Origin of the sequence: Shewanella gaetbuli, assembly GCF_023284065.1 — a bacterium.
Taxonomy (GTDB): Bacteria; Pseudomonadota; Gammaproteobacteria; order Enterobacterales; family Shewanellaceae; genus Shewanella; species Shewanella gaetbuli.
The window spans coordinates 246,575-266,846 of sequence record NZ_JAKIKP010000003.1; the positions used below are offsets into that span (position 1 = coordinate 246,575).

The 20,272-nt window shown below is 40.6% G+C and carries 20 protein-coding genes; 13 read left to right on the forward strand and 7 right to left on the reverse strand.

Going from position 1 to position 20,272, the window contains the following annotated elements; translation table 11 throughout:
* Positions 1–107: 107 nt before the first annotated feature.
* The 12 genes from petA to L2672_RS06080 all read left to right on the forward strand — a co-directional run bounded on the left by petA (position 108) and on the right by L2672_RS06080 (position 13,485).
* Positions 108–698, forward strand: coding sequence for a ubiquinol-cytochrome c reductase iron-sulfur subunit (gene petA, locus L2672_RS06025; RefSeq protein ID WP_248994929.1), 591 nt, complete (start codon positions 108–110; stop codon positions 696–698).
* Entirely contained in the window at positions 698–1,912 is a 1,215-nt protein-coding gene (locus L2672_RS06030; protein ID WP_248994930.1) for a cytochrome b, read from the forward strand. Before petA ends, L2672_RS06030 begins: the two co-directional genes overlap by 1 nt.
* Entirely contained in the window at positions 1,912–2,610 is a 699-nt protein-coding gene (locus tag L2672_RS06035) for a cytochrome c1 (protein WP_248994931.1), read from the forward strand. The genes L2672_RS06030 and L2672_RS06035 overlap by 1 nt, the downstream gene beginning before the upstream one ends.
* Positions 2,611–2,705: 95 nt before the next feature.
* Entirely contained in the window at positions 2,706–3,335 is a 630-nt protein-coding gene (gene sspA, locus L2672_RS06040; RefSeq protein WP_248994932.1) for a stringent starvation protein SspA, read from the forward strand.
* Entirely contained in the window at positions 3,335–3,784 is a 450-nt protein-coding gene (locus tag L2672_RS06045) for a ClpXP protease specificity-enhancing factor (protein ID WP_248994933.1), read from the forward strand. The genes sspA and L2672_RS06045 overlap by 1 nt, the downstream gene beginning before the upstream one ends.
* A gap of 67 nt (positions 3,785–3,851) precedes the next feature.
* Positions 3,852–4,424 carry an anthranilate synthase component II gene (locus L2672_RS06050; protein WP_248994934.1) on the forward strand — a complete coding sequence of 191 codons (573 nt, stop codon included), beginning with the start codon at positions 3,852–3,854 and terminating at the stop codon, positions 4,422–4,424.
* A 117-nt stretch (positions 4,425–4,541) separates the two neighbouring features.
* Positions 4,542–7,052 carry a S9 family peptidase gene (locus tag L2672_RS06055; RefSeq protein WP_248994935.1) on the forward strand — a complete coding sequence of 837 codons (2,511 nt, stop codon included), beginning with the start codon at positions 4,542–4,544 and terminating at the stop codon, positions 7,050–7,052.
* A 122-nt stretch (positions 7,053–7,174) separates the two neighbouring features.
* On the forward strand, positions 7,175–8,317 hold the full coding sequence (locus tag L2672_RS06060) for an HDOD domain-containing protein (RefSeq protein ID WP_248994936.1): 1,143 nt from the start codon (positions 7,175–7,177) through the stop codon (positions 8,315–8,317).
* 449 nt (positions 8,318–8,766) lie between these two features.
* Entirely contained in the window at positions 8,767–9,984 is a 1,218-nt protein-coding gene (locus L2672_RS06065) for an aspartate aminotransferase family protein (protein ID WP_248994937.1), read from the forward strand.
* 105 nt (positions 9,985–10,089) lie between these two features.
* Positions 10,090–11,109, forward strand: a complete 1,020-nt coding sequence (gene astA, locus L2672_RS06070) for an arginine N-succinyltransferase (RefSeq protein WP_248994938.1) — start codon at positions 10,090–10,092, stop codon at positions 11,107–11,109.
* Between the two features lie 9 nt (positions 11,110–11,118).
* The gene (gene astD, locus L2672_RS06075) at positions 11,119–12,579 is read left to right on the forward strand and encodes a succinylglutamate-semialdehyde dehydrogenase (protein WP_248994939.1); all 1,461 of its coding nucleotides are present in this window, start codon (positions 11,119–11,121) and stop codon (positions 12,577–12,579) included.
* Between the two features lie 108 nt (positions 12,580–12,687).
* Positions 12,688–13,485, forward strand: coding sequence for a DUF1338 domain-containing protein (locus tag L2672_RS06080; RefSeq protein WP_248994940.1), 798 nt, complete (start codon positions 12,688–12,690; stop codon positions 13,483–13,485).
* Between the two features lie 130 nt (positions 13,486–13,615).
* On the opposite strand, the gene L2672_RS06085 is transcribed toward L2672_RS06080, so the two are convergent.
* From L2672_RS06085 to crp, 4 genes are all read right to left on the reverse strand, one after another.
* Positions 13,616–14,962 carry an ATP-binding protein gene (locus tag L2672_RS06085; protein WP_248994941.1) on the reverse strand — a complete coding sequence of 449 codons (1,347 nt, stop codon included), beginning with the start codon at positions 14,960–14,962 and terminating at the stop codon, positions 13,616–13,618.
* Positions 14,959–15,633 (reverse strand): response regulator transcription factor, encoded by a 675-nt coding sequence (locus tag L2672_RS06090; RefSeq protein WP_248994942.1) that lies wholly within the window; start codon positions 15,631–15,633, stop codon positions 14,959–14,961. Before L2672_RS06090 ends, L2672_RS06085 begins: the two co-directional genes overlap by 4 nt.
* A complete protein-coding gene (locus tag L2672_RS06095; protein ID WP_248994943.1) occupies positions 15,614–15,961 on the reverse strand; it encodes a hypothetical protein in 348 nt (115 codons plus the stop codon). Before L2672_RS06095 ends, L2672_RS06090 begins: the two co-directional genes overlap by 20 nt.
* An 85-nt stretch (positions 15,962–16,046) precedes the next feature.
* A complete protein-coding gene (gene crp / locus L2672_RS06100; protein ID WP_153661621.1) occupies positions 16,047–16,682 on the reverse strand; it encodes a cAMP-activated global transcriptional regulator CRP in 636 nt (211 codons plus the stop codon).
* Between the two features lie 350 nt (positions 16,683–17,032).
* Here crp and L2672_RS06105 point away from each other — a divergent pair, with 350 nt between their 5' ends.
* On the forward strand, positions 17,033–17,812 hold the full coding sequence (locus L2672_RS06105; protein ID WP_248994944.1) for a tetratricopeptide repeat protein: 780 nt from the start codon (positions 17,033–17,035) through the stop codon (positions 17,810–17,812).
* A 203-nt stretch (positions 17,813–18,015) separates the two neighbouring features.
* Here the strand turns inward: L2672_RS06105 and L2672_RS06110 are convergent, their stop codons facing one another.
* The 3 genes from L2672_RS06110 to L2672_RS06120 form a co-directional block, all read right to left on the reverse strand.
* The gene (locus L2672_RS06110; RefSeq protein WP_248994945.1) at positions 18,016–18,897 is read right to left on the reverse strand and encodes a phosphoribulokinase; all 882 of its coding nucleotides are present in this window, start codon (positions 18,895–18,897) and stop codon (positions 18,016–18,018) included.
* A gap of 122 nt (positions 18,898–19,019) precedes the next feature.
* Positions 19,020–19,262, reverse strand: coding sequence for a YheU family protein (locus tag L2672_RS06115; RefSeq protein ID WP_248994946.1), 243 nt, complete (start codon positions 19,260–19,262; stop codon positions 19,020–19,022).
* Positions 19,259–20,254, reverse strand: a complete 996-nt coding sequence (locus L2672_RS06120; RefSeq protein WP_248994947.1) for a hydrolase — start codon at positions 20,252–20,254, stop codon at positions 19,259–19,261. The genes L2672_RS06115 and L2672_RS06120 overlap by 4 nt, the downstream gene beginning before the upstream one ends.
* Positions 20,255–20,272: the final 18 nt, after the last annotated feature.

Sequence of the window (20,272 nt, forward strand, 5' to 3'; positions counted from 1 at the left end):
TTTCGCTATAATGAGCCCCGCCTCAAACTATGATAATTTTATCGATGCATTTTTGCAGGTAAATTATTGAAATATAAAAATTCCAACACCCTTTGGGAGATAAGTGGATGAGCAATGCGCCAGTCGATACCGGACGTCGCAGATTCCTGACAGCCGCAACCGCCGTAGTAGGTGGTGCTGGTGCCGTCGCTGTAGCGGTTCCTTTCATCAAGTCATGGAATCCGAGCGCCAAGGCGAAAGCTGCAGGTGCGCCGGTCGAAGTAAATATTAGTAAAGTAGAACCAGGCCAGTTAATTCGTGTCGAATGGCGCGGAAAACCAGTTTGGGTCGTTCGTCGTACAGAAACAGTGTTAAGCGAGCTAGCATCATTAGATGGTCAGTTACGTGATCCTGCTTCAGAAGAAATGCAGCAACCTGAATACGCTCAAAATCCAGCGCGTTCAATTAAACCTGAATTCTTCATTGCTGTGGGTATTTGTACACACTTAGGTTGTTCACCAACTTACTTACCAGACTCTTTTGGTGAGCAAGTAGAAGGTGTTACAGCAGGTTTCTTCTGTCCTTGTCATGGCTCTAAGTTTGATATGGCTGGTCGTGTGTTCCAGGGTGTTCCTGCACCATTGAACCTAGTTATTCCACCACATCAATATGTTGACGACAATACCGTGCTCATCGGTGTAGATTCGGGAGCTGCGTAATGGTTAAGAATATTATTGATTGGATTGATGCGCGTATTCCAATGACGGCGACCTATAACCGTCATGTTGGCCAATATGCGACACCAAAGAACTTCAACTTTTGGTACTTCTTTGGTTCATTAGCCTTACTTGTTTTAGTTAACCAGTTACTTACTGGTATTTGGTTAACGATGAACTATGTACCTACCGCTGAAGGGGCATTTGCCTCTATTGAGTACATCATGCGTGATGTAGAGTACGGTTGGTTACTACGTTACATGCACTCCACGGGGGCTTCTGCTTTCTTTGTGGTGATATATCTGCATATGTTCCGTGGATTGATTTACGGTTCTTACCAAAAACCAAGAGAACTACTGTGGTTATTTGGTATGTTGATTTTCCTTGTGCTGATGGCTGAAGCATTCATGGGTTACCTATTACCTTGGGGACAAATGTCTTACTGGGGTGCTCAGGTAATTATTTCATTGTTTGGTGCAATTCCATTTATTGGAGATGACTTAACATTATGGATCCGTGGTGACTATGTCGTTTCTGGCGCAACACTAAACCGTTTCTTTGCATTACACGTAATTGCACTTCCATTAGTGCTTGTAGTACTTGTATTCCTTCACTTAATTGCATTACACGAAGTGGGTTCAAATAACCCAGATGGTGTAGAAATTAAGAAGAACAAAGATGAAAACGGTTGGCCGGTAGACGGTATTCCATTCCACCCTTATTACACTGTTAAAGATATTATGGGTGTGGCTGGATTCTTAATCGTATTCTGTTATGTATTATTCTTTATGCCTGAAGGTGGTGGATACTTCTTAGAGAAGCCTAACTTTGAAGCGGCGAACCCAATGAAGACTCCGGAGCATATTGCACCTGTGTGGTACTTCACGCCATTCTACGCCATTTTACGTGCGATTCCTGATAAGTTATTAGGGGTTGTCGGTATGGGACTATCAATTGCAGTATTGTTTATTTTACCTTGGTTAGACCGTTGTAAAGTGAAGTCAATTCGCTACCGTGGTTTAATCCATAAAATCAACATCACTCAGTTTACTGTGTCGTTCATCGTATTAGGTTACTTAGGTGCTGTACCAGCAACACCAACATTAACTATTGCGGCGAGAATTTTCACACTGACTTACTTTGGTTTCTTCGTAGCCCTATGGGTATACAGTAAAAATGAGAAAACGAAGCCAGTTCCAACGAGGGTGACACACTAATGAAAAAGTTATTGATTGCATTAGTAACATTAGTGCCTGCTCTTGCTATGGCAGCGGGTGGAAGCAATGTTCATTTAGAAGATGCCAATGTTGATTTAAAAGATACAGCTTCACTTGAGCGTGGTTTGGATTTATTCCAACAGTATTGCTCTGGTTGTCACAGTACACAATATCAACGTTATGGTCGTGTTGCGGAAGATTTGAATATTTCTGTAGATGATATGCGTAGCAAATATATGTACACCGACGCTAAAGTGGGTGACTTAATGGAAAACTCCATTCCTGAGGCCGATGCGGCTAAATGGTTTGGTGCTGCGCCTCCGGATTTAACCTTAGTTGCACGTGTTCGTGGTGAAGACTGGGTTTATTCATATCTAAAAGGTTTCTACGCAGATGAAACGCGTCCATTTGGTGTAAATAACTCTGTATTCCCATTAGTGGGTATGCCGCATGTTTTACAAGATCTTCAAGGTCTTGCAGTAAAACAAGCTGATGGTACTTTAGTGGCTTCAGGTGGCTCTATGAGCGCTGAAGAATACGACCAAGCTGTGCGTGATATCACTGCTTTCTTAGTTTATTCTGGTGATCCAGTTAAATTAGAGCGTGAAGCATTAGGTGGTTGGGTACTCGGATTCTTGTTTATTTTCTTCATCATTGCTTATTTGTTGAAGAAAGAATACTGGAAAGATGTGCACTAATATCAAATAACGGGTAAAATAGATTATCCGCGTAATGTAAACGAGGGGCTTTGCCCCTCGTTTGTTTTGTTTTTTTTGATTTCTGGAGGGTATAAATGGCTGTTGCTGCCAACAAACGCTCTATCATGACACTGTTTTCTGGTGCCGATGATTTATATAGCCATCAAGTGCGTATCGTATTGGCTGAGAAAGGGGTTACCGTTGATGTTTTACAGGTTGACCCAAGTGAAATGCCAGAAGATTTACTTGAAGTAAATCCATATAACTCTGTACCAACGCTAGTTGATCGTGAATTAGTGTTATATGAGTCTCGTATCATTATGGAATACTTGGACGAGCGCTTCCCGCACCCACCACTTATGCCTGTTTACCCTGTATCTCGTGGCCAAAGCCGTTTGATGATGCACCGTATCGATACTGACTGGTATGTACTAGTTGATCGAATCCGTAAAGGTGATCGTGCTGATGCTGCTCGTAAAGAGTTAACCGACAGTTTAGTGGCTTTAGCACCTGTATTTGCTGAAATGCCTTTCTTCATGAGTGAAGAATTTGGCTTAGCTGATTGCTACTTAGGCCCATTATTATGGCGTCTTCCAGTACTGGGCATTAACCTAGACCCGCGTACTTCAAAAGAGATCAGCGCTTACATGACTCGTATATTTGAGCGTGAGTCATTTAAAGCATCATTAACAGAGGCTGAGCGCGAAATGCGCATGGGTATGTAATGAAAACCATTACTCCGAATCGTCCTTATTTATTGCGAGCTTATTTTGAGTGGTTGATGGATAACCACTTAACACCGCATGTAGTTGTTGATGCTTTTGTTGAGGGGACTCAAGTTCCACAACAGTTTGTTAAAGATGGACAAATTGTTTTAAACATTAGCACTGGTGCGGTAGTTAATCTGCAAATGAATAATGATGCTGTTGAATTTAGCGCTCGTTTTGGCGGTGTGCCACAACAAGTCTATTTACCAATGGCGTCAATTATTGCAATTTATGCTCGTGAAAACGGTGCTGGTACTGTTTTTGACATGGAAGATGCTTACTCTGTTGAAGAGGCTTCAACTCCAGCGTCAGGATTATCACCAGTAGAAGCTTCTGAAAAGGCGACTACAACGAAACCAGTTGATGATAAGCCAAAACGTAAAAGTCATCTTACCGTTGTAAAATAGGCAATATAAGGTCTATCAGAAACCAGCCTAAAGGCTGGTTTTTTAATGGGCACAATGTGGAATCACTATGTTGTTAATGATTGATAATTACGACTCATTTACGTTTAATTTGGTGCAGTACTTTCAAGCGCTAGGTGAAGAGGTTGTCGTAAAACGCAATGATGAAATAACCCTTGAACAAATAGAGCAACTCTCTCCCTCACACTTGATTATCTCTCCTGGTCCATGCTCTCCAAATGAGGCGGGTATATCGCTTGAGGCTATTCAATATTTTGCAGGTAAACTGCCAATTTTAGGTGTTTGCTTAGGTCATCAAGCAATAGCTCAGGTTTATGGGGCAAATGTGATTCGTGCTAAAAGAGTGATGCATGGAAAAACCAGTGTTATTAAGCATACGGCAGAACGTTTATTTGATGGATTAAATCAACCTTTAACGGTCACTAGATACCATTCACTATTAATTGATGATGTTCCTAATAACTTTGTATTAGATGCTTGGTATGATGATCCTGTTCATGGGCTAGAGATTATGGCGATGAGTCATAAATACTTGCCTATTTTTAGTGTGCAATTTCATCCAGAAGCAATATTAACTGAGCAAGGTCACGAGTTATTAGCTAATTTTTTGGCACATAAATAAACATTTTTAAAAGTTTCCATTAACTGTTACAACTTTCTTGATATTTCTTCGCGAAATATTTACCACATTTATGCTATAAAGTACCCCTAAAATAATAACATTGAAATAGGGATTTTTATGACTGGTTTTGCGATCACTTCTCCTGCCATTATTCGTCGTTTTGCTTTTAGTGCTATCACATTAGCATTACTGAGTGGCTGTAGTTCGACAGATCATGCTGTGCAACCAACTGAAACAGTGACCAACGAATCTAGTGTTCAAGTGACTCTTGCTCAACCCCCTAAAGCTGAGCAGCCTTTAACACTTAATCAAATTATGGCTAATCCAGATTGGATGGGGATCTTTGCTCAAGGTGCTTATTGGAGTGATGATAGCCAAGCTATTTATTTTAGTCGACAAGCGCACCAAGCACCCACCCGTGATTATTACAAGCAGGGTATTCAACAAAATACTGCCGAAAAACTTTCACTTGATCAGTTGCATTTAGCCGATCAAAAAAACGCGGTGTTGAATTTGGATAAAAGCAAGAAAGCCTATATTTATCAGGGTAACCTATTTGTAAAAGATTTAACTACGGCCACCATTAAGCAGATCACCAAACAAAACCAAGCTATAGATGGAGTACGTTTTTTAAGTAACGGTGATATTGCTTATTGGCAAGGTAATAATATTTTCCGTTTACATCAATCTAGTGGTCTTATCGAGCAATTAGCTAGCATTCAAATGGCTAATAAGCCTGAGCAAATTCAAGAGCCAAACACTTATCTTGCCAAGCAGCAGCATCGACTCATTAACTATGTTGCTATGCAGCATGATAATGCTAAAGCCAAACAAGAGTATACTAAGCAACTTGCTGCAGTGGATCCAAGTTTTGCTGCTAAAACATGGTATTTGGGTGACAGTGAAGTCGTTTCTGAACTCAGCCTATCTTCTGATGGCCAATATGCTTTATTAGCGTTGACTGACAAAAATTATTCGTGGCGTTCAGAGCACGACATTATGCCAAACTATCTTGGTAAAGACGGCTATGTAGATGCAGTTCCAGCTAGAGCAAGAGTGGCTGAAGATAAATTTCCAGGACAGAGACTGGTTTTATTAGATTTAACAAATCATGTTAAAAAAGACATCACCATCGAAGGCTTAACGGGTTTTGATGAAGATGTCCTTGCCAGTGTAAAGCAAGAGAATGCTGCTGCAAAAGGTGAAACCTATCAAAGTGAAAAGTCGCCTAGATTGATTCAATTAATGCAAGATTGGGGATGGAGCCAAAGTGCTATCCAATGGCATCCAACTGAGAACAAATTATTGGTGATGATTGAAGCGGTGGATAATAAAGACCGCTGGATTGCCTCTGTTGACTTAGATAAAGGCACATTGGTTACAGAGCATAGACTGCATGACGATGCTTGGGTTAACTACTCCTATAACCAATACGGTTGGTTACCTAATAGTGATAGTTTTTACTTCTTATCTGAGCAATCAGGCTATTCGCATTTATACCTAAAACAGCTTGGCGGAGAGACTCGTGCACTGACCGAGGGCGAGTTTGTCGTTGATGAAGTGACATTATCCCCAGAAGGTACGCATTTTGTGTATCGCGCTAACCCTGATCATCCAGGTAGTTTTAATATTTATCGTACAGAAATCGCTACGGGTAAAACTGAGCAGCTGACTAACTGGTTTGGCATGTTATCTTATGAGTTGAGTCCTGATGGCAAGTCACTTTTATTAAATGCTTCTTCTTCTATCCAGCCTAACGAGCTTTATGTTCAACCTATTGGCGGTGAAATTAAGCAGCTGACAGATTACACCAGTAATGCGTTTAAAGAATATGCATGGCAAGCACCAAAGGTAGTTGCGGTACCGTCAAATCACGGCGCGGGCGAAGTGTACGCCAGAGTTTATTTACCAGAAGGTTTTGATGCCGAAGCAGCTGATAAATACCCCGCAGTTATTTTCAACCATGGCGCTGGTTATCTACAAAATGCTCATTATGGTTTCTCTGTTTATTTCAGAGAGTTTATGTTTCATAACATGCTGACACAACGTGGTTATGTCGTAATGGACATGGATTACCGTGGGTCAAGTGGTTACGGACGTGATTGGAGAACAGCGATTTATCGCAATATGGGCACACCAGAAGTAGAAGATTTAAAAGATGGCGTTGCTTGGATGGCGAAAAATGTCAATGTTGATGCTGGTAAAGTGGGCACTTATGGTGGTTCATACGGTGGTTTCTTAACCTTTATGGCATTGTTTAACGAACCTGAGTTATTCCAAGCTGGTGCAGCATTAAGGCCTGTTACAGACTGGGCTCATTATAATGCGCCTTACACATCTAACATATTAAATACTCCAGATGTTGACCCTATCGCTTATGAAAGAAGTTCGCCAATAGAGTTTGCTCAAGGTCTTGAAAAGCCGTTATTAATTATGAGTGGTGTATTAGATGATAATGTCTTTTTTCAAGACAGTGTTCGCTTGGTACAACGTTTAATCGAACTGGAAAAACCGATGTTTGAAACTGCCATATATCCGGTAGAACCTCATGGTTTCAAGCAGCCCTCTAGTTGGTTAGATGAATATCGTCGAATTTATAAGTTATTTGAACAAGAGTTAAAAAAGTAATTCAATAGCTGTCAGTATGGCTTCCTTTGGGAAGCCATAATTTTTATGATAGTTATGGGTATCACTTTAATAATATTTAACCTCAAGAACATCTCAACTTCAATAATACAAGGATTAAATGCGTGGCAGTATCAATAGCAGGCGGCGTTCGCCCGGGAAAGTTAATTGAAGTTGAGCGTCGGTTATATAAACATCTTATTGTGGGTAAACATAAAGTTGCAGCAATGGAAGATGACGCTAATGAAAAACTTGAGCAAGATGTTAATAAACTGGATATTGAGCGCCAAGCGATAAAACTTCGATTAGAAAAGCAGGCGCAAGCTCAAGCCACTTTTAAGGCGATATCAAATCAACTGACCAGTACCGTCAATAACACCTTAGAGCATCAATTAGCCGCGCCTAATAGCTTGTTAAGTAATTGCGGCATTACTGAAAACCAAATTTTATTGCTGAACTTAATGTTGGCAGCAGACCCGAATTTAAATCGAATTCGGCCTTTAATCGCAAGTATTTCTTGGTTAAGCCGTGATTTAACAACGTTAATAAATAGCCCTGCATCAAAGCACAGAAGGCCTAAAAGTGGTGATGTTCAGGTCACTGATATCAAGTTAATTTTAAACTACATTGGTATAGAAAACTTACGTTTATTATTACCTTATTTTTGTTTGCGTAACTGGTTACCTACGGGTCACGCTAATTTACTATGGACTGGTCGAAAGCTATGGCGCTATAGCATGATCACTGCGATAGCTGCTAAAACTTTGGCTGGATTACACAACAGGCCTATATCTTTAAGTTATACCTGTGCTTTACTAAATCAGATGGGGACGTCAATTATTTTAAATAATAGTGCCATCATATTTGAAACTCATTGGGGAACATGGCTTAGAGAAGCAAGCCATAGCCGCGAAAAAGAAGTTTATGATGCTGTTATGGCAACTGAATACCCCGCTGAGCAGGTATTTAACCATGTGATGAATAAAGGTCATCGTTTAAATTGGCAGTTACTTGAGCAACTCGATTTTAAAGACAGTGACATTACCAAAGTGTTAAAGGAGTTAGATACGGCTTCACATTTTAGCCAACTTTCTACAGATGCGGCCATTGTCGCAAAAGCCAGCTGCTTTGCTAAAATTATTTTATTGGAAGAGTATCAATTGATTGACCCTCAAGAGCGTAAACTGATGCTCGATTATTATGAATTTACTCAACAAGAAGTTATTCGCCTAAAAGCACAAAACTATCGCAAACTTGATTTAACCTGATCTGTTCGCTCTTAGTGAAAACTGAGAGCGATATCACCCGTTTACTTCGCTTCAAGCTTATCTAAATCGATTCAATTTTAACGCTACAATTCATCTTCATTGATATAATAACCGTGTTTTATCGTCATAAGTGGTGATCTGTAAATATTAACTACTTATGCATTTTCATTGAATAGCTACACAAAAAGCATGTTAATAACTTTTTTTATGACTATTTATGCTGTATCGCCCGCCTTAATACGCTTTTTTTGGCCAATAATCTCAATCTTTATGCACTTTAAAGATAATTAACCTGAAGATAATTGTTGATAACTGGTATTTTGATCACATTTTCGCTAATAATGACTAATAATCAACACAAGCCATCGTCGGTTCATGATTAGATAATAAAGAAAACGACGATATCTAGCGGCTTTGCGGCCGTTAACTGAAATAAAGGATGAATTGGAATGACAATTGAAATGAATCTTAACCGTGCCCAGTTTGATGAAGTCATGGTGCCTAATTATGCGCCTGCGGCAGTTATCCCTGTGAAGGGTGAAGGGAGCCGAGTTTGGGATCAAGACGGTAATGAATTTATTGATTTTGCCGGTGGTATTGCCGTTAACTGTTTAGGCCATTGTCATCCAGCACTTGTTTCTGCATTAAAGGAGCAAGGTGAAAAACTATGGCATCTGTCAAATGTCATGACCAATGAGCCTGCACTGGCATTGGCCACTAAATTAGTGAACTCGACTTTTGCAGAGCGTGTATATTTTGCCAATTCAGGTGCTGAAGCCAATGAAGCGGCACTTAAGTTAGCTCGTCGTTATGCATTAGATAACCATGGCCCACAAAAAGATCAAATTATTGCCTTTGATAAAGCTTTCCATGGCCGTACTTTCTTCACCGTAACAGTAGGCGGTCAAGCGGCTTATTCCGATGGTTTTGGACCAAAGCCACAAAGTGTTACTCACGTGCCATACAATGATATCGCTGCTCTAGAAGCGGTTATTTCAGACAACACCTGTGCCATTATGCTAGAACCATTACAAGGTGAAGGCGGAATCATTGATGGTGAGCCAGAGTTCTTAAAAGCGGTCAGAGCACTAGCTGATAAACATGATGCCTTGGTTATTTTTGACGAGGTACAAACTGGTGTAGGTCGTACTGGTGAGCTATTTGCTTATATGGGTACAGACATCGTGCCTGATATTTTAACCAGCGCTAAAGCGTTAGGCGGCGGTTTCCCTATTGCGGCAATGTTAACTACCGCTAGAATTGCGGCGCATTTAAAAGTGGGAACCCATGGTTCTACTTATGGTGGTAACCCATTAGCTTGCGCTATTGGTAATGCCGTTATGGATGTGGTTAATACCCCAGAAGTGCTTGATGGTGTTAAACACCGTGAGCAACTATTCCGTGATGGTTTAGCAGCCATTAATGCAAAGTATAATGTCTTTAGCGAAGTACGTGGCAAAGGCTTGTTATTAGGTGCAGTATTGAATGACCAATATGAAGGCCGTAGCCGCGATTTCTTAGTGGCTTCAGTTGCTGAGGGCTTAATGAGCTTAGTTGCTGGCGCTAATGTGGTGCGTTTTGCGCCTTCTCTTGTGATCCCAGAAGCTGATATTACCGAAGGCTTAGCGCGTTTTGAGCGTGCAGTAGCAAAAGTAGTAGCAGGTTAATACATTAAAAGCACAGCTAAGCTGTGCTTTTTTTGTTTGGGTAAGTGCTTGGTGAAACGTTAATTTTATTTTCGTTTTAGGCCCAAGCACATCAAGGAGAATTAGATGTTAATCATACGTCCAATCCGTGCAAGCGATTATGAAGCACTTTACAGTATTGCTGTTGAGTCAGGTCACGGATTCACTTCTTTACCAGTAAATGAAGAGTTACTGCGTTCAAAGATTGCTAGGGCTGAAGCATCCTTTACTAAAAACGTTGATACCCCTTTTGACGAAGGCTATTTAATGGTACTTGAAGACACCACAACAAACGAAGTGGTGGGGACTTGTGGTATTGAAGCGGCTGTCGGAATGGAAGATGCCTTTTATCACTACCGACTCGGCACAGAGGTTTATCATTCAAAGCAAATTGCTGTACGCAATGAGGTTGAAACATTAACGCTTTGCCATGATTACACGGGTGCGGCTGAATTGTGTACTTTGTTTTTAAAAGATGCTTATCGCCAAGGCAATAATGGCCGCATGTTATCTCGCTCAAGATTTTTATTTTTAGCTCAACATGAGCATCGTTTTGGCAAAACCGTTATCGCTGAAATGCGTGGTGTTAGCGATGCAAAAGGTGATTCACCATTTTATGAATGGCTACAAAAATATTTTCTAGGTATCGACTTTGTTGAAGCAGATTATTTATCTGGTTTAGGTAAAAAAGCCTTTATGGCAGAAATGATGCCAAGAAGTCCTGTGTATGTGTGCATGTTACCGCAAAAGGCACAAGATGTTATTGGTGAGGTGCATCAAAACACCAAGCCCGCATTAAGATTACTACAGGCTGAAGGCTTTAAGTTTAGAAACTACGTCGATATTTTTGATGGTGGTCCAACGGTTGAGTGTGGCTTAAATGAAATTAAGTCAGTTAAACGTAGCCGCTTGTTGACTGTTGAAGTTGGCACCATGCCAGATTGTGACAGCCAATATATTATTTCAAATACTCTGTTAGCAGACTACCGCGCAACCGCGGCACACTTGTCTGTTTCAGACGATCTAGACTCGGTCATATTATCCCCTGAACTCGCAAAAAATCTAAAAATTAATTCAGGTGATAAGTGCCGCGTGTTAGCACTTTAGGAGCATTAAATGACTCAATTTATTAAAGGACAATGGCTTGAAGGTAACGGCCATTCTATTCAATCAAAAAACCCAGCCAATGGTGAAGTGATTTGGCAAGGTAATACTGCCACCGCCACTCAAGTGAACGATGCGGTTAATGCGGCCAGAGCTGCTCAGTTTGATTGGTTTATGTTGGGCTATGATGCTCGTTTAGCCATTGTAGAAGCATACCGAGCACAGTTAGAGGCTCATAAAGACTTAATTGCCGAAACCATTGCACAAGAAACCGGTAAACCTCAATGGGAAACCGCCACTGAAGCCGGTGCGATGATAGGTAAAATTGCGCTATCAGCTAAAGCTCATGACAAGCGCACTGGCACTGAAACCAATGATTTACCAGCTGGTCGAGCAGTACTGCGTCATAAGCCTCATGGTGTTGTTGCGGTATTTGGCCCATATAATTTTCCAGGTCATTTACCCAATGGCCATATCGTACCTGCTTTATTGGCTGGTAATACCGTGGTATTTAAGCCCTCAGAATTAACGCCTAAAGTGGCTGAGTTAATGCTGCAATGTTGGCAAAAAGCGGGTCTGCCACAAGGCGTCATTAACTTAGTGCAAGGTGAAGTGGAAACCGGCAAGGCTTTAGCATCTCATCCTCAAATTGATGGGCTTTTCTTTACAGGAAGTTCACGTACTGGGCATTTATTACATCAACAATATGCGGGTCATCCTGGAAAGATATTAGCGTTAGAAATGGGCGGCAATAATCCGCTTATTGTTAAAGGCATTAGTGATATTAAAGCGGCTGTGCATGAAATTATTCAGTCAGCTTATATTTCTTCAGGTCAACGTTGTACTTGTGCTCGCCGTTTATATGTTGAAAAAGGCGAGCAGGGCGATGCGTTAATTGCTGAGTTAGTTAACGCAATTAAGCAAATTAAAGTCGGCCCTTGGAATAGCCAGCCACAACCGTTCATGGGATCTATGATTTCTGAGTCGGCAGCGTTAGGCATGGTTGCTGCTCAAGCAACACTTCAGTCTTTAGGCGGCGAATCTATTATTGAGTTAACTCAGCTAGCTTCAGGCACAGGTTTAGTGACTCCAGGTCTAATTGATGTCACTAAGATTGAGTCATTACCTGACGATGAATATTTCGGCCCACTGCTGCAATTAGTACGTTATAGCGAGTTTGATGAAGCTATTCGTTTAGCCAATGATACTCGATATGGTTTATCGGCAGGATTACTAGCCGACAGCCGTGATGATTACGACTACTTCTTAGCCCGCATTAGAGCCGGTATTGTCAATTGGAATAAGCAAATTACTGGCGCGTCAGGTGCGGCGCCTTTTGGTGGTGTAGGAGCATCAGGCAACCATCGAGCTAGCGCATTCTACGCTGCTGATTATTGTGCTTACCCAGTGGCATCAATGGAAGCTGATTCAGTCAATTTACCTGCAAGCTTAAGCCCAGGTTTATCTATTTAACCTGAATTCAGGATAATAACTTGGCACAGTGCAAACTATGTCAAACAGGGTGATTATTTTGTACTGGCTGTTTAAAGCAGCCAGCGCTAATTTTAGAAGGATTTAACAATGCATACTGACGTTAATGTCTTATTTAGCGAAATGTGGCAAGACTATATAAAAATGACCCCATCGGCGGCCAAAATTCATCAGCTGCTTGGTAAAGGTGCACCGATCATTAATGATCACATTGCCTTACGTACTTTTAATATTGCTAAAGTAAACCTTGAGGTATTAGCCAAGCACTTTACTTCATTAGGGTATGTTGCTTGTGGTGACTATCAGTTTGAGCAGAAAAAGCTGGTTGCGAAACATTTTGAGCATCCAGATCCAACTCAACCCAAAGTGTTTATTTCTGAGCTTTTAGTTGAAGAATTTAGTCCACAGTTACAACAAACTGTTAAAGGCTTCATTGACCAAGTTGAAGAGTCTGCCTTAGTCGCCGATAACTTTATTTATTCAGGCCGTCACTGGCAAGTAGACAAAGCCACTTATCAAGCTTTACTGGCTGAAAGTGAGTATGCAGCTTGGGTCGCGGCGATTGGATATCGTGCAAATCACTTTACGGTATCTATTAATCATTTACCTGAATTTGAACGTATTGAAGATGTGAACCAAACCCTTAAAGATGCTGGGTTTGTGTTAAATAGTTCCGGTGGTGAAATTAAAGGTTCACCAGAAGTGCTATTAGAGCAATCGTCGACAATGGCTGATAAAGTTGTGGTAAATTTCACAGATGGTGATGCTGAAATCCCAAGCTGTTTTTATGAGTTCGCCCGCCGTTATCCTATGGACAATGGTCAAATTTATACCGGTTTTGTGGCAGCGTCAGCAGATAAAATTTTCGAAAGCACTAATGCGATGTAATCTTGCCTTAGCAAGTTAACCATCGTTGTTGTAAATATTGAAGCGAAAAACTGGCCATGTAATCATGTGATTATATGGCCAATTCTTTATTATCTGTTGAAGTCGTGAGAGGGTGAATCAGCTACAGCGGCTAAATTATCGGTGATTTAGCCTCAATGGTAATTGAGACCGCTAAACCTGATAAATGCTGACTGGCAGTAAACGCTAGTTCGAAGCCATATTGTTCGCAAATCTCTTTTACAATCGACAACCCTAATCCATGCCCCATGACATCTTCATCAAGTCGAGTGCCCCTAGCGGTTAATTGCGCCAGTTGAGCCTGCTCAACTCCTGGGCCGTCATCTTCAATGGTAATTAGCATATGTTGGGCGTTTTTAGTCACAGTAACAACAATGTTTGACTGCGCCCACTTAAAGGCGTTATCTAGCAAGTTGCCAAACAGTTCCATGCCATCTTCACGATGAATAGGGATTCTACTGAGGTGATTAACGTTGACGATGTCATATGACAAGCTTTTATGGCGATACACTTTTGCCAATGTGTTGAGCAAACTCGTAAAGTCTTTGTCAACGTTCATTTGTGCAGCAGGTAGCATATCTCCGGTGATTCGAGCCGCGGCAAGTTTGCGTTCAATCATTTTACGAATTTGATCGAGTTGCTGCTGCATGGCAATAGCAGCCTCTGGATCGGTTAGTCCAAGCGCCTCAACTTGTTGCTGCATAATCGCTAAAGGTGTTTTTAAGCCATGGCTTAAGTTACCTAAATTATTTCGGCTACGTTCTATTTGCTTTGCGGTGTAATCTAATAATTCATTATAGGTGGCAGCTAAGGGTTTGATTTCAGGAGGAATAGAATCGGTGTCCAGTGCACTAATTTCACCTTGTCTGAGTTTGGCAAGCGATCGTTGTACTTTTTTAACGGGTTTAAAAGACTGTCTGAGAATTAAAAAAATCCCAGTAATCATCGCTAGTAACACCCCGATATTGATCGCTAGTTTAGTGCCATAAACTTCGCTAAAGACTCGCCTGCCGATACTCAGGTCTTGAGCAACGGTTAGTGTTGCCGTATTTGGGGTGGTGTCAGAGCCAATGCCAATAGACAGTAGTTGCATGTCATTATTTTTAGGCCCCTTTGCTTGCCATACCCGTTTCTGTTTATCAGCTAAAGGCTCAATGTCTAATTCAACATCCCATAAAGAACGTGAACGAATAACATTATTAGGTAAATTCAGCTGGTAATATCGGCCGGAGTAAGCTGGGCGGTAAAAACTAGAAAGTTGTTTGCTGTCAATTTCGATTTGACCATTTTGCAAACTGGTGGCCAAAATCACGTGTTCTAAATCTTCTTCAAGCCGATTAATAATCGAGTCGTGGAAAGCTTCTCTAAGCATCGACTCGAATAATATTAGCCCGATAATGGTACTGAGGATAATAAGACCGCTCAGCCATAGGCTGAGCTTAGTGCGGATGGATATCATTGCTCTAGACCGTGAAAGATATATCCTTGTCCTCGTCTAGTTTCGATAGCTGTTTTACCTAATTTTTTACGTAAATGGGTGACGTAAACTTCTACCACATTACTCTCTTTTTCATCATCAAATTGATAAAGTTTATCTGTTAATTGCGCTTTAGACAGCAGCTTTTTAGGAGACATCAAGAAGATTTTGAGTAAGCGAAACTCCATTGCGGTTAACTCAAATTCAGTTTTATCAACAATGACTTTTTGCTCGGCTTCATCTAATACAATACCGGCAAAGCTAAGTTGTTTAGAGGCATTATTAGCCCGCCCATGTGCTCGGTTAATAAGCGCTTGGATGCGAGCCAGTAATTCTTGAGCATGAAATGGTTTGCCTAAATAGTCGTCGGCACCGGCATTAAACCCTTCAACTTTTTCATGCCATTGAGAGCGTGCTGTTAGCATAATTACTGGGGTTTCGATGCCTTTTTCTCGCCAATTAGACACAAGATTCAAGCCATTACCGTCAGGTAGGCCTATATCAAGAATAACGCAGTCATATTGAGTTTCTTTGATAAGATAATCTGCTTCAACAGCCTTGTCGGTAACATCTGTGACATAACCAGCTTGTTTGAGTTGTTTTTCTAATTCAGCCACTAAGAGTGGATTATCTTCAACGAGTAGCAGTTTCATGTGTAGTACATTCGCTTGGTAATTGAGTTAACGAACTGAGAGTACCACTTTGTGCGTTAAATTGCAGGTTAACTGTGTGACCCTGCTTGAGTTTTAACTGTAAATCATAACGCCAGTGATCATTATCTTTGAATAATTGTGCATCAACTAGTTGCGCATCGCAATATCGTGCTAACCAATTTAAACATTCATCTAAAGAGCGGATGTGGCCAGAGCTGACCAATTGTTGAACATGATTATGATCCACTTCAAAAATATCTTGGGGCTCTACTAGGTGAGTGTTTAATGTGCTAAGGCTAAATAAGCCAATAGTAATAAACAGCGACATACTTGCTCCAAGGTATAAAAAAGTGGTGTTCAGTAAAACTGACACCACTTTAATAATCTTGGCTTAAATCAAGCTGAAGCTTAACTTAACGTGTTCCGTATACCACAATTGTCTTGCCGTGAGCTTGGATAAGACTTTGTTCTTCAAGCATTTTTAGAATGCGACCAACAGTTTCACGCGAACAACCCACAATTTGACCAATCTCTTGACGAGTAATTTTGATTTGCATACCGTCTGGATGAGTCATTGCATCTGGCTGTTTTGCCAAATGTAATAATGTTTGTGCAATGCGACCTGCAACATCTAAGAAAGCTAAATCACCCACTTTTTGGCTAGTGCTTTGTAAGCGATAAGCCATTTGAGCAGAAAGCTTCATTAAGATTTCTGGGTTTACTTGGATAAGCTGTTTGAATTTCTTGTATGAAATTTCAGCAATTTCGCAGGCTTGTTTAGCGCGTACCCAAGCGGTACGTTCAGCTTGTTCTTCAAACAGGCCTAGTTCACCGATAAAGTCACCCTGATTCAGATAAGAAAGGATCATTTCTTTACCTTCTTCATCTTTAATCAATACCGCAACGGAACCTTTAACAATATAGTATAAGGTGTCTGAATCTTCGCCAGCATGAATTAACGTGCTTTTTGCTGGATATTTATGAATGTGACAATGTGAAAGAAACCACTCCAAAGTTGGATCAGGTTTTGGCTTACCAATCAGAGCCATATTGATGTTCCTCGATTGATTAAAAAAGTAAGTAAGAAATCTCTAATAAAGCATTCTACGCTGTTTATGTTGTTAAATCCATGATGGAGATCGTATTTAAACAACGAGAAAATTATTTTAACTGCTTCAAATGTAGGTTTATTTAAACAGTTTTGAGAGTTAGGTCAATTAAACTCTCATAGTCTAGGGTAAATCACAAGAGTCAGAATTAACCCTGCTAAAAACCAAGTCAGACTTTATAATGATAATTATTATCAATAAGTTCTAATGTAAAACAGCCTACAAAGATTGTATTCAGGTTAGCAGTTGGTTTATGTTTAGGTGAGTTAGCTCAAAATATTGAGGTTTATGTGAAGAAGTTATTCAAAATAGGGTGTGGTTGTTTGTTGTTGAGTGCTTTTTTGACCCCTATTGCACACGCATTTTCGTTACCGCAAACAGCCGAGTCAGAAGTACGCTCTCGGGTTGTGCATATTCAACTGAAAGCCAATCAAGGCGATGCAGATGCACAATATCTTTTAGGGTTAATGTATTTATCAGGACGTTTTGTTCCCACAAGTATTACCGAAGGTTTTATGTGGGTCGAGCAAGCTGCTAATCAAAATAATATCAAAGCCCAACAAACTATTGCTGATTTAGCATTTGAAGGAAAGCTTGTTCCCCGTAACTTGTTAAAAGCGGAAAAATGGTATTTAGCCATGAGCGAACAAGGCGATAATTGGGCTGATTTTCGTTTAGGGTTTATTTATGCCGCGGGTGGCGATGGCGTTGAGCGTAACTGTGGTAAAGCACTGCAACGTTTTAGTGCCGCCGGTGATGATGTTTCGTTAGGTAATGTTGCTTGGATACTAGCCACTTGCCCTGAAGCTGAATATCGTGATGGTTCTAAAGCAGTGAGTTTGTCGCTTAAGTTATTAGAATCGAATGAAAACGACCCAACTATTTTAGATAATCTGGCGGCGGGGTACGCTGAATTAGGTGATTTTAATCAGGCGGTGAATGTGCAGAAAAAAGCCATTGATGCGCTGAAACTTTCCCCTGAAATCGCTAAAGGTGACGAGTTTATTATGCGTCTTGAACGTTATAAGAATAACCAAGCATATCAAGAGGTTGTGCCTTTAATGGAGTAGCACTTAGCGTGTTGTAAAGTGTTGAGTTTAGCGTATTGATCAGTGAGTAATCATTTAGGATAGGACGCTGATATGCTCAATGTGCCAACAGAAAAAGGGGGAATTAACACTTGAGCATATCAACTATCGTTATTTCGCCTAAAATAACAATGGCTTTAGCATACAAATTTTAGATTAATGTAAACTTAAAGCTGAAGGTTTTATTATTCATTTTGATGTTGCTTGAAGCGCTTTTCCATTAAATCTTTAATCAGTGGCGTGAGAATCAGTTCCATTGCCAAAGACATTTTGCCACCCGGTACCACTAACGTATTTACCCGCGACATGAATGACCCATCAATCATGTTTAGGAAATAGGGGAAGTCGACATTATTCATGCCTCTGAAACGAATAACCACAAAGCTTTCATCTAAGCTTGGAATATCTTTAGCGCTAAATGGGTTTGAAGTATCAACGGTAGGAACACGTTGAAAGTTTATATGAGTTCGAGAAAATTGTGGCGTCATATGATTAATGTAATCGTCCATGCTGCGTACAATTGACCCCATGACCTTTTCACGACTATGCCCTCGGTCATTGGTGTCTCGAATAATTTTTTGAATCCACTCTAAATTGACAATCGGTACCATGCCAATCAGTAAATCAACATGTTTTGCTACGTCTGCATCCTCTGTTACTACACCACCATGAAGGCCTTCGTAATAAAGCATATCGGTGTTTGGGGGCAGGTCACGCCATTGCGTAAATGTGCCGGGCATTTGGTTAAACGGCACGGCTTCATCAAAGGTGTGCAGATAGCTACGAGTTTGCCCTGTCCCTGTTTCTGCATAACTGGCAAAGCACTCTTCTAATTTTATGAAGTTATTGGCTTCTGGGCCAAAGTAGCTGATATTCTTTTTCTCTACTTGAGACTTTCTGATCAACACTTCCATTTCTGCGCGAGTAAAATTGTGAAAGCTATCCCCTTCAACAAATGCAGCATTGATACCCAATTGACGAAAAATATGAGTAAAAGCCATTGTGGTTGTTGTGGTACCGGCACCTGAAGAACCAGTTACAGCAATAATAGGGTGTTTAGCTGACATTTTTTTCCTAAGAAACAATAAATAAGCGTTGGACTGAAAAACAATTCTGTTTTTATGTAATTCGCAGAGCCTAACATTTATACGGTAGATATTACCTTTGGGTCAATGCTATGGCCTGTTAATTATTGTGAATTGATAATATTGTGTTTGTGTCTAATCGAAATTGATTCATCTTCTTCACTATACTCAACCAATAATTCGCCGACTTTTAATGCGTGTTTACATTGCGCAATCATGGCGGCAATTTGTTGATCATTCATTTCAGAAAAACTGCCGTCTTCAACCTGAGTAAACAAATATTCTTTAATTAAATTATTAAGTGTCTCAACTTGTAGATTGCCCAATGCGTCGTAAGGAATAATCATGATTGACCTTGTTGTGCTTTATCATTTTTTAATACGTAATCTATGACTCTATTTTCAATATAAAACTTGGGTTTCCATGGCCTGCCGCCTTCAATAAAGCCCACATGGCCACCAAAATTATGCAGTTCATATTCCACTTGATTTGATAGTTCTGCAGGCGTTGGAATAACAGCATCAGTCATAAAAGGGTCGTCTTTTGCATGAATGATTAACGTCGGTTTTACAATGTGTTTTAACACGCTTAATGCACTGGAGCGCGTGTAATAGTCTTCCACACCTGCAAACCCGTGTAATGGAGCGGTGACTTTGTCATCAAACAAGTAAAAGGTGTTTAACTGTTTTATCTCGGCTTTAGTAACCGGCATTTGTGAAGTTAAATCTTGTTGCTCAATTTTATTAACCATTTTGTGCTGTAATTGTTTAATCAAATGTGATTGATATACTTTAGAAAAGCCATTTTCTAACTTTTTAGCACAAGCACTGAGGGTGAGCGGTGCTGATACCACCACGGCGCGTTCCAATAAGCTGCTTGCTTGTGCTGTACCTTGATACTTTGCCAGCACATTCCCTCCTAAACTATAGCCCACAGCATACAGCGTTGAGTCAGGGTAATATTGTTTAAGTTGGCTCAAGGTAAAAGCAAAGTCTTCCGTGTCGCCACTATGATAGCTTCTCGCTAAGCGGTTTGGCTCACCAGAGCAACCTCTATGATGGTGTACAACGGCACACAAATTAGCTTTTTTTGCTGCTAGCAACATGCGCCTGACATAGTGAGACTCAGAACTGCCTTCCAAACCATGGGCAATCACTAAAATAGGTTCGCCATTTTGAGGATTCCCCAACCAGTCTAAGTCAATAAAGTCGCCATCGGGTAATTCTTGTCTTTGACGAAAAACCTTAGGTTTGGTGACTTTAAAAATAAACGGTAATATGGTTTGAATATGAGGATTTACAGCCCACCACGGTGGGTTAAATAACGCTTTTTTCGACATGAATGCTTCTACGAATGT